Raw genomic sequence first — 15,595 nt, 5'->3', positions numbered from 1 at the left:
GCCGGGTTTTTTGTTTTTAAACGTTATAGAAGTTGCGGTACCAGTCGACGAAGTTTTTCACGCCTTCTTTGACTGAGGTTTGTGGTTTAAACCCAATAACGTCATACAGCGCTTTGGTGTCCGCACTGGTCTCCAGCACGTCCCCCGGCTGGATCGGCATCATATTTTTCACCGCTTCTTTCCCCAGTGCCTCTTCAAGCGCGGTGATGTAATCCATCAGTTCGACAGGTGAGCTGTTACCGATGTTATACACGCGATACGGGGCAGAGCTGGTTGCTGGCGAACCGGCTTCGACCGTCCAGTCGGCATCGGCCTGAGGAATAACGTCCTGTAGGCGGATAATCGCCTCCGCAATATCATCGATATAGGTGAAGTCGCGCTTCATCTTGCCGTAGTTGTATACGTCGATGCTGTTGCCTTCAATCATGGCTTTGGTGAATTTGAACAGCGCCATGTCCGGGCGTCCCCACGGGCCGTAGACGGTAAAGAAGCGCAGGCCAGTGGTCGGCAGGTTGTACAGATGCGAATAGGTATGCGACATCAGCTCGTTAGCTTTTTTGGTTGCCGCATACAGGGATACCGGATGATCCACGGAGTCGTCAGTAGAAAACGGCATCTTACGGTTGAGGCCGTAAACAGAACTGGATGAAGCATACAGAAGATGCTGAACCTTGTTGTGGCGACAGCCTTCCAGCACGTTCAGGTGACCTACCAGGTTCGCATCCGCATAGGCATGCGGGTTTTCCAGCGAGTAACGCACGCCCGCCTGGGCGGCAAGATGGATCACGCGGTCAAATTTTTCATTGGCGAAGAGCGCAGCCATGCCCTCGCGGTCCGCTAAGTCCAGCTTGTGGAAAGTGAAACTCTCGGATTTGAGCAGTTCGACGCGAGCGAGCTTGAGGTTTGGGTCATAGTAATCATTCAGATTATCAAGCCCAACAACTTCATGCCCTGCATCAAGCAGGCGCTTGCTGACATGAGAACCGATAAAGCCCGCGGCGCCCGTTACAAGAAATTTCATAGCTTCCCTCATTCACAGTGTTCTTGTTGATGTCCCAGGACATCAGAATCCGACTATGATAGCGCGTCGCACTTCACTTACATAACCCATCTTTCCGATATAACTCATCGGATTCTTATAGAAAAATCGCCAGCAACAGATACACTATGGAAACAAGATTGTTTTTGCCCTTTTTCATCTGTTAGGGATTGTATGACGCACAACAACGATAACCTGGTCACACGCAACAATGACCCGGAGCAAATTGATTTACTGGATTTAGTGCTACAGCTGTGGCGTGGTAAGTGGGTAATAGGGGCCGTTATTGCTGCTTTTATCGTTCTCGCCGTTGTTTACATCACTGTTGCTAAAGAGAAATGGACATCATCGGCTATCATTGCTCAACCTGATGCTGCTCAAATAGCTACTTATTCCAATGCGTTGAATATTCTCTATGGCGGTGCTGCTCCCTCAATGCTGGACATTCAATCTCGAGCTATCAGTCGTTTCAACTCTTCTTTCTCTGCTTTGGCACAAGCACTTGAGAATCAGGAAGACCCCGAAGAACTGACTATTGAACCTACTGTAAAAGGTCAAGGTTTACCTTTGACCGTAACCTACCAGGGGGAGACAGCTGAAGCGGCACAAAAGCAGCTTGCGCAATATATCCAGCAGATCGATGAACAGACAGCAAAAGAACTGACGCTTGACCTCAATGACAATCTCAAGCAGCAGATCACAACCCTGAACGACTCCCTCCAGAACCAGGAGAAAGTCGCACAGGAGCAAAAAGATCTGCGTATTAAACAGATCACTGAGTCATTTAAGAATGCGGAAGCCGCGAAGATTACTACACCCCAGATTCAGCAAACACAGGATGTGACTCAAGAAACTATGTTCCTGTTGGGGACAGCAGCGCTGAAATCAATGATTGATAACGAAGCGTCACGTCCGCTGGTCTTCTCAGGCGCTTACTACCAAACCAAACAGAACTTACTGGATATCCAGAATCTCAACGTTAACCCAGACACTATTCACGTCTATCGTTACGTCATGAAGCCGAACCTTCCTATCCGACGCGACAGCCCGAAAATTGCTATTACCCTCATCCTTGCCGTTCTCCTCGGCGGGATCATCGGTTCTGCTGTCGTCCTCGGCCGTAACGCGCTGAGAAACTACAAACCAAGAGCCTGATTTACACACAAAAAAAGACCGGGTTTCCCCGGTCTTTTTTATTTATGCCGTTTCCGCAAATTCTCAATCACCGTCGTTAAATCCAGCTCCTGATCCTGAAGCAGTACCAGCAGGTGATACATTAAATCCGACGCTTCGTTCGTCAGCTCCTCCCGATCATGCACGGTGGCCGCCAGCGCCGTTTCAACGCCTTCCTCACCCACTTTCTGCGCAATACGTTTGGTGCCGCTGGCGTACAGTTTCGCCGTGTACGAGCTCTCGGGATCCGCTGATTTACGCTCTGCCAGCAGCTGTTCCAGCTGATAGAGGAACAGCCACTGGTGGCTCGTCTCGCCGAAGCAGCTGCTGGTGCCTTTGTGGCAGGTAGGCCCAATCGGGTTGACCAGCACCAGCAGGGTGTCGTTGTCGCAATCTGGCGTAATGCTGACCACATTCAGGAAGTGACCCGAGGTTTCCCCTTTCGTCCACAGGCGCTGTTTGGTGCGCGAGAAAAACGTTACCTTGCCGCTGTCGAGCGTTTTTGTCAGTGCCTCCAGGTTCATGTATCCCAGCATCAGCACTTCGCCTGAAACGGCATGCTGTACAACCACCGGCAGTAATCCGTCAGTTTTTTCCCAGTCCAGCTGCGCCTGTTGTTGCTCTGTTAACATACCCTGATCTCCACGCCCTGGTCGGCCAGGTACGTTTTTAACTCACCAATATTGATAATCTGTTTATGGAACACGGAGGCGGCCAGCGCGCCGTCCACGTTCGCATCGCGGAAGGCTTGAAGGAAGTGTTCCATGGTGCCTGCGCCGCCGGAGGCAATCAGCGGAACCTGGCAGACCGCGCGCACTTTTTTCAGCTGCTCGAGGTCGTAGCCGTTACGAACGCCGTCCTGGTTCATCATGTTCAGAACGATTTCACCCGCACCGCGTTTTTGCACTTCCTGCACCCAGTCCAGCGTCTCCCATTGGGTGACGCGCGTGCGGCTTTCATCGCCGGTGTACTGGTTAACGTGATATTTTCCCGTCGCGGTATCAAACCAGGTGTCGATCCCCACGACAATGCACTGCACGCCAAAGCGGTCCGCCAGACGCGTAATCAGCGCCGGATCTGCAAGCGCAGGGGAGTTAATCGAAATTTTGTCCGCACCGAAAGAGAGAATTTTCGCCGCATCGTCAGCAGATTTAATCCCGCCCGCTACACAGAAGGGAATATCAATCACCTCTGCCACGCGCGCCACCCAGCTTTTGTCCACCACGCGGCCATCGCTGGAGGCGGTGATATCGTAAAATACCAGTTCGTCTGCGCCTTCTTCGGCATAGCGTTTTGCCAGCGGAACGATGTCGCCAATGATCTCGTGGTTGCGGAACTGCACGCCTTTTACAACCTGACCATCACGCACGTCCAGGCAGGGAATTATCCGTTTTGCCAGCATTGAATCGCCTCCTTCACCGTAAATTTGCCTTCCAGCAGCGCGCGACCCACGATCACGCCGCGTACACCGGTTCCGCGCAGAGCGGCGATATCCGCCAGGTCGCCGATACCGCCAGAGGACTGGAACGCCACCTGCGGATAACGCGCGCAAACCTCTTCATACAGCGAGACGTTAGAGCCTGCGAGCGTACCATCGCGTGAAATATCCGTGCACAGGACGTGCTTCAGCCCTACGGGGAGATACATCCCGACCAGCTCTTCCAGCGTTACGCCGGAGTTTTCCTGCCAGCCGCTGACCGCGACCTGCTTATTACCCTGCTCGTCAATGCGTACATCCAGCGCCAGCACCAGCGCATCCGCACCGAAGCGGCGGAACCAGCCCTTGACCGTCTCAGGATCTTTCACAGCGGTCGAACCGACCACCACGCGCGCCACGCCCGCGTCCAGTAAGGCGGCAACATCGGCTTCCGTACGCACGCCGCCGCCCACCTGCACCGGGACGTCCACGCCAGCCACCAGTGTTTTAAGCAGCGGGATCTGGCGCTTCGCCGGATCTTTCGCGCCGGTCAGATCGACCAGATGCAACACCTCAGCGCCCTCGGCGGCGTAAGCCTGTAATCGCGGCAGCGGGTCGTTGCCGTAGTCGCGCTGCTGCCCGTAATCGCCCTGGTGGAGACGAACAACCGTGCCGTCAATTAAATCTAAAGCGGGAATTATCATCACATCTCCAGGAAATTTTTCAGCAGTTGCGCACCGGCGGCACCGGAGCGTTCCGGGTGAAACTGCACGCCGTAAAAGTTATCTTTCTGCACGGCGGCGGTGAACGCCTCGCCGTAATTGCACTGGGCGATGGTGTAGGTATTCACGGGCATGGCGTAGCTGTGGACGAAATAGAAGTACGCGCCGTCTTCAATACCCTGGAACAGCCTGTTGCCCGCCTTCGGATAAACGCGGTTCCAGCCCATGTGCGGCAGTGGCAGGCCGTGGTCGGTCATTTTCGGTACGTCTTCTTCAATAATGCCCAGCAGATCAACGCCGTTGCTCTCTTCGCTGCGGCGGCCAAGCAGCTGCATGCCGAGGCAAATGCCCAGCACCGGTTGAGTACAGGCTTTGATGAGATCTACCAGCTCGCGCTCATGGATCTGATCCATCGCCGCCTGGGCGGTGCCAACCCCCGGCAGAAAGAGTTTATCTGCGCGCAGAACCACGTCCGGGTCGCGGCTCACCACCGGCTCGTAGCCGTGGCGCATAATCGCCGACTGTACGGAGTTCAGATTGGCGCATCCGGTGTCCAGAATCACCACGTTCATTACAGCACTCCTTTCGACGAGGGCAGGGCGTCACCTTCCACGCGGATCGCCTGGCGCAGGGTACGGCCAAAGGCTTTGAACAGGCTCTCGACGCGGTGGTGATCGTTTTTGCCTTTGGTTTTCAGGTGCAGCGTCAGGCCCATAGTGTAAGAAAGCGAGCGGAAGAAGTGTTCCACCATCTCGGTGCTGAGATCGCCCACGCGCTGGTAGGTGAAGTCAGCTTTATATTCCAGGTGCGGACGTCCGGAGATATCCATCGCGCAGCGCGCCAGGCACTCGTCCATCGGCAGAACAAAGCCGAAGCGGTTGATGCCGCGCTTGTCGCCGAGCGCCAGCTTCAGGGCTTCGCCCAGCGCCAGGCCGGTATCTTCCACGGTGTGGTGATCGTCGATATACAGGTCGCCCTTAACCGTGATCTCCATACGGAAGCCGCCGTGCGTGGCGATTTGATCCAGCATGTGGTCAAAGAAACCGACGCCGGTGTGGATCTTGCTGCCGCCTTCGCGGTCGAGCCAGACCTTCACGTCGATCTGCGTCTCTTTGGTGTTGCGTTCAACGTGGGAATAGCGGTCGCGTCTGGTGAGCTGCTCGCCAATCATCGCCCAGTTTAGCGTGTCGCGGTTATAGCGCAGACCCGCAATGCCCATGTTTTCCGCCAGCGTGATATCCGTGACGCGATCGCCAATCACATAGCTGTTGGCTTTATCCAGCGCCTCTTCAGCCAGATAACGTTCAACAAGCTTCAATTTTGGCTTGCGGCAGTCGCACTCGTCGGCAGGCATATGCGGGCAGATCAGCACCTCGTCGAAGGCGATGCCCTGCGAGGTCAGCACCTGCATCATCAGGTTGTGCGGGCCGTCAAAGTCCGCCTGCGGGAAGCTGTCGGTGCCCAGACCGTCCTGGTTGGTGATCATCACCAGCTTATAGCCTGCTTTCTGAAGCTTCAGCAGCACCGGGATCACGTCGGGTTCAAACGCCAGCTTGTCGAAACGATCGACCTGAAAATCGCTGGGTGGCTCCGAGATGATGGTGCCGTCACGATCGATAAAGAGATACTTCTGACTCATACTTTCTCCGCTTTCAGGGCGTCAATCACGCGCTGGCTCTCTGCACGGGTGCCGACGGTAATACGCAGGCAGCCGCTCAGGGTAGGTTGTTTATTCTGGTCTCGTAAGATAATGCCCTGATCCCACAACGATTTAAATATCGCGCTTGAGGCGGTGAAGCGCACCAGGATGTAGTTGGTTTCCGAGTCGAACACCTCTTCCACGCACGGAATCGTTTTCAGGGCATCGACAAGATACTGACGCTCTTCCAGGATCTGCGCCACACGCTCGCGCATCGCGCTGATGCCCTGCGGGGCCAGCGCCTGTGCCGCAATATCGGCAACCGGCGTCGAGAGCGGATACGGGGCGATGACTTTCAGCAGCAGGTCGATAATTGCTTTATTTGCCAGCGTAAATCCACAGCGAAGGCCGGCGAGGGCGAAGGCTTTGGAAAGGGTACGCAGCACAACGAGATGCGGATACTCTTCAAGCCAGCCTGCCAGTGTCGCCTGTGGGCAGAACTCAATGTAGGCTTCGTCGGCCACGACCAGCGCTTTGCCGCGCGTCATTTCCAGCAGAGAACGGATATCCTGCGGATTGATAATCTGCCCGGTCGGGTTGTTCGGGCTACAGACAAACACCACCTTCACGCCGTCGAGGTTATCGGCAATGCCCTGCAAATCCAGCTGCCAGTTGTCCAGCGCCTGCACGTTGCGGCAGGCCACGCCAAAGGTTTCGGCGCTGACGCTGTACATGCCGTAGGTGGGCTGGCAGTACATCACCGCGTCTTTACCCGGCTCGCAGAAGGCGCGGATCAGCAGCTCAATCCCTTCATCCGCCCCACGGCTGACCAGCACCTGCTCAGGCTTTACGCCTGCATACTGCGCATAGTTCTCGATCACCGCTTTCGGCTGACACTCCGGGTAGCGGTTCAGCGTCTGCTGCGAGAGCTCAAAGGCCACCGACGTGGGATATTCGTTGGCATTCAGCCAGACATCGCCGTTGCCGCCAAGACGACGCGCAGACTGATAGGGCGTCAGGCGACGGACATTTTCGCGGGCTAATTCTTCGATGTTCATGCTTGCTCCTTCAGGGCGGCAACGCGCAGCGTCACGGCATTTTTGTGGGCAGTCAGGCGCTCGGCGGCGGCCAGGGTTTCAATGGTCGACGCCAGCGAGGCAAATCCCTCGCGGGAGAGTTCCTGCACGGTCATGCGCTTCTGGAAATCCGCCAGCCCCAGGCTGGAGCAGGTTGAGGTATAGCCATACGTGGGCAGCACGTGGTTGGTGCCGGAGGCGTAATCCCCGGCGGATTCCGGTGACCAGTCCCCGAGGAACACTGAGCCTGCGCTGGTTATGCTGTCGACCAGATCGCGCGCGTTACGGGTCTGAATAATCAGGTGCTCAGGACCGTACTGGTTGGAGATGGCGATGCACTGGTCAAGATCGCGGGCCACAATCAGGCGGCTAGCCAATAGCGCCTGACGCGCCGTTTCCGCACGCGGCAGGTCAGCCAGCTGACGCTCAACGGCGTCGCCCACGCGTTTTGCCATGTCGGCATCTGGCGTCAGTAAAATCACCTGCGAGTCAGGGCCGTGCTCGGCCTGCGAGAGCAGGTCAGAGGCCACGAAATCTGGTGTAGCGCCGCTGTCGGCAATCACCAGCACTTCAGACGGACCGGCAGGCATATCAATCGCCGCGCCGTCCAGACGCTGGCTGACCTGACGCTTCGCTTCGGTTACGTACGCATTGCCCGGACCAAAGATTTTGTCGACCTTAGGAATGGATCCCGTCCCGAACGCCAGGGCGGAAATCGCCTGCGCACCGCCCACTTTATAAATTGCCTGCACGCCGCACAGCTTCGCCGCGTACAGGATCTCGTCGGCGATCGGTGGCGGAGAGCAGAGCACCACCTTCTGACAACCGGCAATACGTGCCGGGGTGGCCAGCATCAGGACGGTCGAAAACAGCGGAGCAGAGCCGCCGGGAATATAGAGGCCAACGGACGCCACCGGGCGCGTCACCTGCTGGCAGCGCACGCCGGGCAGGGTTTCCACATCCACCGCCTGCAATTTCTGCGCGGTGTGGAAGGTATCAATATTTTTCACCGCGACGGCCATCGCCTGTTTGATGTCATCACCCAGACGATTGCTGGCATCATTGATTTCCTGCTCGGTAACCTGTAAAGCGCCGACTTCCGTCTTGTCAAACTTTGCGCTGTACTCGCGCAGCGCGTCGTCCCCGCGGGCTTTGACGTTATCGAGGATCTCCGCCACGGTGCGGGTGATGCTCTCCGAAGCGGAAATTGCCGGGCGCATCAGCAGCTCGCGCTGTTGCGCGTCGCTACAGGTATTCCAGTCGATGATTGTGTTAAAGCTCATGGTCGTTACTCCATCATCTTCTCAATTGGCAGCACCAGAATGGAGCTTGCGCCCAGCGCCTTCAGTTTTTCCATGGTTTCCCAGAACAGGGTTTCGCTGCTCACCATGTGCATCGCCACGCGCTGCTGGTCGCCCGCCAGCGGCAGAATGGTTGGACGCTCAGCGCCCGGCAGCAGGGCAATCACTTCCTCCAGACGCTCGGTTGGCGCATGCATCATGATGTATTTGGATTCACGCGCCTGAATCACGCCCTGAATGCGGGTCAGCAGTTTGTCGATGAGCTGCTGTTTGGCGTCGGCCATCTCGCCGTCGCGCTGGATAAGGCACGCTTTGGAGCGGTAGATCACCTCCACTTCGCGCAGGCCGTTCGCTTCGAGCGTGGCGCCGGTGGAGACGAGGTCACAGATGGCATCGGCCAGGCCCGCACGCGGCGCCACTTCAACAGAGCCATTCAGCAGACAGGATTTAAACTGCACGCCTTTTTGATCGAGGTAACGCTTCAGCAGGTGAGGGTAAGAGGTGGCGATACGTTTGCCGTTCAGCGCGGCCGGGCCGTCCCAGGCTTCATCGACCGGCGTGGCCAGCGACAGGCGGCAGCCGCCAAAGTCCAGACGACGCAGGGTAAAGTAACGCGGATCTTCGCCCTGCGCGCGGCGGGTTAACAACTCTTCTTCCAGTACGTTTTCGCCGATGATGCCGAGATCAACGACGCCATCCATCACCAGGCCCGGGATATCGTCATCACGTACGCGCAGAATGTCGATCGGCATATTTTCAGCCAGGGCGATCAGGCGCTGGGTGTGCAGGTTGATTTTAATCCCGCAGCGGGCCAGCAGTTCGCGTGAATCGTCGCTTAAACGGCCTGATTTTTGAATAGCTATGCGTAAACGTGAGTTATCTAACATTCTGTGTTCCTCGTTAACCTGTTTTAACCTGTCTGAATGCGGTCCAAAAAAAAGCCCCCGGAAGAAGATCTTCCGGGGGCTTTTTCATGCGTTCATGCACCACTGGAAGATCCAAACGTCTTCCAGCACACATCGCCTGAAAGACTAGTCAGGATGATGGTGATGATGGTGGTTTTTAAAAGGAACGCGTGTCATATAAATTCTCGTTGAATGCTTATGCATTTGATGTCTTTTAACCTAAACCAGTTGTACGCCATAAAGCAAGGGCTTTTTTTGATCATTAATTCATTTCATATTGATGGTATGAATTGTGCGTTCCACCAGGCTGGCGTAGCCTTATAACAGGCATCGTTAAGCGGAGAATGTAATGAAAAAGGTCGCGATTGTCGGGTTAGGGTGGTTAGGAATGCCACTGGCGATGTCATTAGCCGCGAAAGGCTGGCAGGTGACAGGGAGTAAGACCACCCGAGATGGGGTTGAAGCGGCACGCATGTGCGGCATTGATGGTGTCGAGCTGCGTCTCGAACCCGAGCTTATCTGCGATACCGACGAGCTGGATGAACTGATGAATGTGGACGCGCTGGTCATTACCTTACCGGCGCGGCGCAGCGGCCCGGGCGAGACGTTTTACTTGCAGGCGGTGCAGGAGATTGTCGACAGCGCCCTGGCGCACCATATCCCGCGCATCATTTTCACCAGCTCCACCTCCGTCTATGGCGCTATCGACGGTACGGCGAAAGAAAACACCGAGCGCCGTCCGGTGACCGCCAGCGGCCGGGTGCTGAAAGAGCTGGAAGACTGGCTGCACAATCTGCCTGGTACGCAGGTGGATATCTTACGTCTGGCCGGGCTGGTGGGGCCGGGGCGTCATCCGGGGCGCTTCTTTGCCGGTAAATCCGCGCCGGATGGCCAGCACGGGGTTAATCTTGTGCACCTTGAGGATGTTATCGGTGCAATAGAGCTGCTTTTACAGGCTCCGAAAGGGGGGCACATCTATAATATATGTGCGCCTTCGCATCCGCCGCGTAGTACCTTTTATCCGCTGATGGCGCGCCAGCTTGGCCTGGCGCCGCCGGTATTCAGTGATGCGCAGGGGGAGCGCAAAGGCAAAATTATTGATGGCAATCGTATTTGCCATGAACTGGGATTTGAATATCAGTATCCCGATCCGCTGGTAATGCCCATGGAATAATTGCGCCGGCGGAGACAATCGCACACCGCAAGGGGGCGAAGATGAAACCGCTGCTGGATGTTCTTGTTATTCTGGATGCGCTGGAAAAAGAGGGGAGCTTTGCCGCCGCCTCGGCGAAGCTCTATAAAACCCCTTCGGCTCTGAGCTACACCGTGCAAAAGCTCGAGAGCGATCTTAATATCCAAATCCTTGACCGCACCGGGCATCGCGCGCGTTTCACCCGTACAGGGCAGATGTTGCTGGAAAAAGGGCGTGACGTGCTGCATACGGTTCGCGAGCTGGAAAAACAGGCCGTCAAACTTCATCAGGGCTGGGAAAATGAGCTGGTGATTGGGGTTGATGATACATTCCCTTTCTCCCTGCTTACCCCGCTTATTGAGGCGTTCTATCAGCGCCACAGCGTCACGCGGTTGGTTTTTATCAATGGCGTGCTGGGCGGTTCCTGGGAGGCCCTGACGCAGGGCAGGGCGGATATCATCGTTGGCGCGCTGCATGAGCCTCCCCAGTTGAGCGAATTTGGTTTTGCGCGGCTGGGTGTTCTGGAGCAGGTTTTTGCCGTTGCGCCTCATCACCCGCTGGCGAATGAACCGGAGCCGGTTACCCGACGCGTCATTAAAAACTATCGTGCCATTGTGGTTGGAGACAGTTCTCGCCCCGAGTGCGGCATTTCATCGCAGCTGCTGGATGAGCAGGAGGCCATCACCGTTTTTGATTTTAAAACCAAGCTGGAGCTGCAAATAAGCGGCCTGGGGTGCGGTTACCTTCCCCGTTATTTAGCGCAGCGGTTTATTGACAGCGGAGCGCTGGTGGAAAAACAAGTTTTAGCGCAGAGCAGTAACGAATCGGTATGGGTGGGCTGGAATGAACAGACCGCCGGCCTTGCCAGCGCCTGGTGGCGAGACGAAATTTTAGCAAATAGTGCTATCGCGACAGTTTACACTCAGGCAGATGATGGTAAATCAACCAGTTAGAAAAATTATTTTATGGGCAGGTTTCTCAATGTATTGCCTTTTGTATCTTGAATAGGGCAAAATGCCGCCGCTGCAAACAAATAAATAATCGACGATATAAAAGGCGTCGGTTATTTTTTTTTGCATGTACGAAACGAAACTAAAAACCAAGAGGCCGGGCTTCGTACCGGATAGATACTTACTAAAATCCGACAGTTGTTGTCGCTGAGGAAGAAAGAAATGGGGCAATTTTTCGCTTACGTGGCGGTTATCACCGTAAAGGAGAATAACTATGTCGCATAACGCAACTCCAAACACCTCTCGCGTGGAATTACGTAAAACGCTTACGTTGATTCCGGTTGTCATGATGGGCCTTGCCTATATGCAACCGATGACGCTGTTCGATACATTCGGTATCGTTTCAGGCCTCACGGACGGTCATGTGCCGACGGCTTACGGCTTTGCACTGATTGCGATCCTCTTTACCGCGCTCAGCTACGGTAAACTGGTGCGCCGCTATCCGTCTGCCGGTTCCGCCTACACCTATGCCCAGAAATCCATCAGCCCGACGGTGGGCTTTATGGTGGGCTGGTCTTCGCTGCTCGACTATCTGTTCGCGCCGATGATCAACATTCTGCTGGCAAAAATTTATTTTGAAGCGCTGGTGCCATCGATTCCATCCTGGATGTTCGTCGTGGCGCTGGTGGCCTTTATGACGGCCTTCAACCTTCGCAGCATCAAGTCCGTTGCCAACTTTAACTCCGTTATCGTTGTGCTTCAGGTTGTACTGATTGCCGTGATTCTCGGCATGGTGATTTACGGTGTGTTCCACGGTGAAGGCGCGGGCACTCTGGCGAGCAGCAAGCCGTTCTGGTCTGGTGATGCGCATGTGATCCCGATGATTACCGGGGCGACGATTCTGTGCTTCTCCTTTACCGGTTTTGACGGTATCAGCAACCTGTCTGAAGAAACGAAAGATGCAGAGCGAGTAATTCCGCGTGCAATCTTCCTGACGGCGCTGATTGGTGGCCTGATCTTTATTTTCTCGACCTATTTCCTCCAGCTGTACTTCCCGGATATCTCTCGCTTCAAAGATCCGGATGCTTCTCAGCCGGAAATTATGCTCTATGTGGCGGGTAAAGCGTTCCAGGTCGGCGCGCTGATCTTCTCCACCATCACCGTACTGGCGTCCGGTATGGCCGCGCATGCAGGCGTTGCGCGTCTGATGTACGTTATGGGCCGCGATGGCGTATTCCCGAAAAGCTTCTTCGGCTACGTGCATCCAACATGGCGTACCCCGGCGATGAACATCATTCTGGTCGGTGCGATCGCGCTTCTGGCGATTAACTTTGACCTGGTGATGGCAACGGCGCTGATTAACTTTGGTGCGCTGGTGGCGTTTACCTTTGTTAACCTGTCGGTGATCTCTCAGTTCTGGATCCGTGAAAAGCGTAACAAGACGCTGAAAGACCACTTCCAGTATCTGTTCCTGCCGATGTGTGGTGCTATGACCGTGGGCGCGCTGTGGGTTAACCTGGAAGAGAGCTCAATGGTGCTTGGCCTGATTTGGGCAGGTATCGGCCTGGTTTACCTGGCCTGTGTGACGAAGAGCTTCCGCAACCCGGTTCCTCAGTACGAAGACGTCGCGTAAGACTGCGTCGGGTGGCGGCTACGTCTTACCCGACCTAAATACCCCGCAGGCCCGCGTAAGCGAAGCGCCATCGGGCAAAAAAAAAGCCGGAGACATCGCCTCCGGCTTTTTTGTACCTGCTATTCAGACAATCTCTTGCGCATACTGGAACAGCGCTTTCAGCAGCGCCTGCTTCTCAGCATTCCCTTCATACTGACCGTAAAGCATCTCCAGCTCCTGGGCGTAGCTATTAAGAAACTCCGGCGTAAACACGTTGCGCCGATGCTGTAACCAGCGCTCCTGCTCTGCTTCATCCAGCGTGCCGGGATAGTTGCGCGCGCGATAATTAAACATCAGCTTCTCAATGCGCTTATCTGCGAAGGTGATATCCAGCGCGGGCAGGTTACGCGGGTCGGTTTGCAGCACGATATTCATCGCCGCGCGATCGGCATCGCTGAAGAAGCCGTTATAAAGCTGCGCATCCACATTCTCAGACTGCACGAACGGCTCTGCTTCGGCAAATATGGCGACGACTTTCTCGCGCACCTGCGGGTTGTCGCGCAGCACTTTCAGGTTATCGAGGCAGTGCTGACGGTTAATCCCCAGCCGGTCGGCGTCTTCCGGGCGTAGCGTGTTGGCCTGCGCCAGCACCGGGCACTTATTAATGTGCACCAGTTTTACCGGTACGGCTGGCAGGTCACCCAGCGCCTCTTTCGGCGTATAGAGCCGTTCACGTAAGGTGTCGCTGTCGAGCTCAAGCAGCGGGGAGATATCTCCGGCAAGATCCACCATGATGACGGCGTTACGGTTGTCCGGATGCCAGGCAAGCGGCGCCACCCAGCTTGTGTTCCCGCGCCACGCGCCGAACATCCCTGAAATATGCACCAGCGGTTTCATCTGCGGCACGTCAATCAGTGTCATCAGCTTTTGCTTGCTGCGATGGCTCAATAGATACTCAAACAGGCGCGGCTGCGCGGTTTTTACAAGTTTCGCCATTGCGATGGTCGCGTAAACGTCTGCCATCGCGTCGTGGGCATTGCTGTGCTCAATGCCGTTGGCCCGCGTCAGGTGCTCGAGCCTGAAGCTCGGCAAGCCGTCGTCGTTCTCCGGCCAGTTAATCCCCTCCGGGCGCAGCGCATAGCAGGCGCGCATGATATCCAGCAAATCCCAGCGTGAATTACGGTTCTGCCAGCTCCAGGCGTACGGATCGTAGAAGTTGCGGTAGAAGATATTGCGCGTCACTTCATCGTCAAAACGGATGTTGTTGTAACCCACCACGCAGGTATTGGGCACCGTGAACAGGTCGTGGATGCGACGGGCAAATTCTGCTTCGCTAACGCCTTTATCCCACGCTTCCTGAGGCGTGATGCCCGTCACCATCACCGCGCCCGGCTGCGGCAGATAGTCATCGGCGGGTTTACAGTAAAACACCTCGGGTTCGCCAATGACGTTAAATTCGTCATCGGTACGGATAGCCGCAAACTGCGCCGGTCGGTCCAGCGCCGGATGGGTGCCAAAGGTTTCGTAATCATGGAACAGGAAGGTTGGTTTTTTTTCGGTGTCTGCCATAACTTATTTTTGTCCACATTAATTTACAACAGTTTACAACGTCTGATTATCAGAAAAAAGACATTATCATTTGGTCTTTTACTTGAGCGTGATATAGTTTTGTACTGTATAATATTGTTCAGCTAATAATTTTTTAAAGTTGTATGCCAAATGTTTTTTAAATGTATAAAAATTATTTATGATACCAGCGACCCATAACAAGCATATGTTCATAATAAACTATATTTAAGCTGATATATGGTTGCTTGTGCTCCTAAATTTAATATTAGCATTTTTTGCTCTATCTTTTTTTTATCATATAACACATTCATGGTGTTTAAATCTTGTATCATTTAGAATTTTGTAGATTGCCATTGAAGCTTGCTGGTTGCTACGATACTGAGTTCGATTTTTTAGCCCGCAGGCTTTTATACTTTACATAAGCCTTGACTCCAGCACTTCTGGGCATCAAGCATGTAACCTGAATGGTAAGGTTAATAATCCGCTAATTTAGTCAGGAATAACCTTTATCGAGAGCTATATCCGGAAGACGGAAAAATAATGGAGGATATATTGATAAAGTTAATATGGTTAAAATCTAGCTCAGTAAAAATTACTTACTAAGTAAGCGCTTCTTTTCGGTATCTTTCTTTCGTTAGCAATTCAACTTATTTCAATCTGTAGTCGCCAGTTCACTGGCTGAATTTTAGCGGTTGATATTAAAGGGGCTGTTTTTATCCAAATAGATTCTATAACCTGTAAAAATTTAGGTTTCCCAAAGAAAAGCCAAAAACATTTCAGATGGCCTTAGTTTTATGTGCTTCTTTTTGTGAGTGTCAAATTAAGCTCAGAAATGATAACTATATTTTGAGAAAAATGCGTTATGTTTTAACCCCAAAGTTAGATAATGCAGAGCATCTATATTATTGACATGACCGTTTAGAATGAGTAAAGACGACAACTGTTGGCTTTACCAGCATGCATCTGGTTGCGAGCAATAGAAAACCTATTGGTCAATTTT

16 protein-coding genes and 1 other annotated feature are annotated in these 15,595 nt (G+C 54.2%); of the genes, 5 read left to right on the top strand and 11 right to left on the bottom strand.

The window, feature by feature from the left end; all coding sequences use genetic code 11:
• Window positions 1-16: 16 nt before the first annotated feature.
• The gene (locus RY075_RS14935; RefSeq protein ID WP_126297253.1) at window positions 17-1,021 is read right to left on the bottom strand and encodes an NAD-dependent epimerase; all 1,005 of its coding nucleotides are present in this window, start codon (window positions 1,019-1,021) and stop codon (window positions 17-19) included.
• Between the two features lie 192 nt (window positions 1,022-1,213).
• On the opposite strand from RY075_RS14935, the gene wzzB reads away from it, so the two are divergent.
• Complete coding sequence (gene wzzB / locus RY075_RS14930; protein WP_045896129.1) at window positions 1,214-2,194, top strand: LPS O-antigen chain length determinant protein WzzB; 981 nt, start codon at window positions 1,214-1,216, stop codon at window positions 2,192-2,194.
• Window positions 2,195-2,232: 38 nt separating this feature from the next.
• Here the strand turns inward: wzzB and hisIE are convergent, their stop codons facing one another.
• The 9 genes from hisIE to hisL all read right to left on the bottom strand — a co-directional run bounded on the left by hisIE (window position 2,233) and on the right by hisL (window position 9,449).
• Window positions 2,233-2,844 carry a bifunctional phosphoribosyl-AMP cyclohydrolase/phosphoribosyl-ATP diphosphatase HisIE gene (hisIE, locus tag RY075_RS14925; RefSeq protein WP_116290963.1) on the bottom strand — a complete coding sequence of 204 codons (612 nt, stop codon included), beginning with the start codon at window positions 2,842-2,844 and terminating at the stop codon, window positions 2,233-2,235.
• On the bottom strand, window positions 2,838-3,614 hold the full coding sequence (hisF, locus tag RY075_RS14920; RefSeq protein WP_058659479.1) for an imidazole glycerol phosphate synthase subunit HisF: 777 nt from the start codon (window positions 3,612-3,614) through the stop codon (window positions 2,838-2,840). The genes hisIE and hisF overlap by 7 nt, the downstream gene beginning before the upstream one ends.
• Window positions 3,596-4,333: a 1-(5-phosphoribosyl)-5-[(5-phosphoribosylamino)methylideneamino]imidazole-4-carboxamide isomerase gene (hisA, locus tag RY075_RS14915; RefSeq protein WP_045330397.1), complete on the bottom strand. Its 738-nt coding sequence runs from the start codon at window positions 4,331-4,333 to the stop codon at window positions 3,596-3,598. Before hisA ends, hisF begins: the two co-directional genes overlap by 19 nt.
• Window positions 4,333-4,923, bottom strand: a complete 591-nt coding sequence (hisH, locus tag RY075_RS14910) for an imidazole glycerol phosphate synthase subunit HisH (protein ID WP_003859485.1) — start codon at window positions 4,921-4,923, stop codon at window positions 4,333-4,335. Before hisH ends, hisA begins: the two co-directional genes overlap by 1 nt.
• Window positions 4,923-5,990 (bottom strand): bifunctional histidinol-phosphatase/imidazoleglycerol-phosphate dehydratase HisB, encoded by a 1,068-nt coding sequence (gene hisB, locus RY075_RS14905; protein ID WP_003859487.1) that lies wholly within the window; start codon window positions 5,988-5,990, stop codon window positions 4,923-4,925. Before hisB ends, hisH begins: the two co-directional genes overlap by 1 nt.
• Complete coding sequence (gene hisC / locus RY075_RS14900; RefSeq protein WP_233132070.1) at window positions 5,987-7,048, bottom strand: histidinol-phosphate transaminase; 1,062 nt, start codon at window positions 7,046-7,048, stop codon at window positions 5,987-5,989. The genes hisB and hisC overlap by 4 nt, the downstream gene beginning before the upstream one ends.
• Window positions 7,045-8,349: a histidinol dehydrogenase gene (gene hisD / locus RY075_RS14895; RefSeq protein ID WP_126297256.1), complete on the bottom strand. Its 1,305-nt coding sequence runs from the start codon at window positions 8,347-8,349 to the stop codon at window positions 7,045-7,047. The genes hisC and hisD overlap by 4 nt, the downstream gene beginning before the upstream one ends.
• A gap of 5 nt (window positions 8,350-8,354) precedes the next feature.
• Window positions 8,355-9,254 (bottom strand): ATP phosphoribosyltransferase, encoded by a 900-nt coding sequence (gene hisG / locus RY075_RS14890; protein WP_003859492.1) that lies wholly within the window; start codon window positions 9,252-9,254, stop codon window positions 8,355-8,357.
• A 45-nt stretch (window positions 9,255-9,299) separates the two neighbouring features.
• Window positions 9,300-9,423, bottom strand: a sequence feature (His leader region).
• Window positions 9,399-9,449 (bottom strand): his operon leader peptide, encoded by a 51-nt coding sequence (gene hisL / locus RY075_RS14885; protein ID WP_099516347.1) that lies wholly within the window; start codon window positions 9,447-9,449, stop codon window positions 9,399-9,401. (Overlaps the previous feature by 25 nt.)
• 172 nt (window positions 9,450-9,621) lie before the next feature.
• On the opposite strand from hisL, the gene RY075_RS14880 reads away from it, so the two are divergent.
• From RY075_RS14880 to plaP, 4 genes are all read left to right on the top strand, one after another.
• Window positions 9,622-10,446: an SDR family oxidoreductase gene (locus tag RY075_RS14880; protein WP_003859494.1), complete on the top strand. Its 825-nt coding sequence runs from the start codon at window positions 9,622-9,624 to the stop codon at window positions 10,444-10,446.
• A 41-nt stretch (window positions 10,447-10,487) separates the two neighbouring features.
• A complete protein-coding gene (locus RY075_RS14875; protein ID WP_023314446.1) occupies window positions 10,488-11,417 on the top strand; it encodes a LysR substrate-binding domain-containing protein in 930 nt (309 codons plus the stop codon).
• 219 nt (window positions 11,418-11,636) lie between these two features.
• The gene (gene yoeI / locus RY075_RS14870) at window positions 11,637-11,699 is read left to right on the top strand and encodes a membrane protein YoeI (protein ID WP_099458931.1); all 63 of its coding nucleotides are present in this window, start codon (window positions 11,637-11,639) and stop codon (window positions 11,697-11,699) included.
• Entirely contained in the window at window positions 11,689-13,047 is a 1,359-nt protein-coding gene (plaP, locus tag RY075_RS14865) for a putrescine/proton symporter PlaP (RefSeq protein ID WP_003859499.1), read from the top strand. The genes yoeI and plaP overlap by 11 nt, the downstream gene beginning before the upstream one ends.
• Before the next feature lie 123 nt (window positions 13,048-13,170).
• Here plaP and sbcB read toward each other — a convergent pair whose 3' ends face one another.
• Window positions 13,171-14,595 (bottom strand): exodeoxyribonuclease I, encoded by a 1,425-nt coding sequence (sbcB, locus tag RY075_RS14860; protein ID WP_233132071.1) that lies wholly within the window; start codon window positions 14,593-14,595, stop codon window positions 13,171-13,173.
• Between the last annotated feature and the right edge of the window lie 1,000 nt (window positions 14,596-15,595).

It is taken from the genome of Enterobacter sp. JJBC (assembly GCF_036936505.1).
GTDB lineage: Bacteria > Pseudomonadota > Gammaproteobacteria > Enterobacterales > Enterobacteriaceae > Enterobacter > Enterobacter hormaechei_C.
This window is presented reverse-complemented; position numbering and strand designations above follow the sequence as displayed.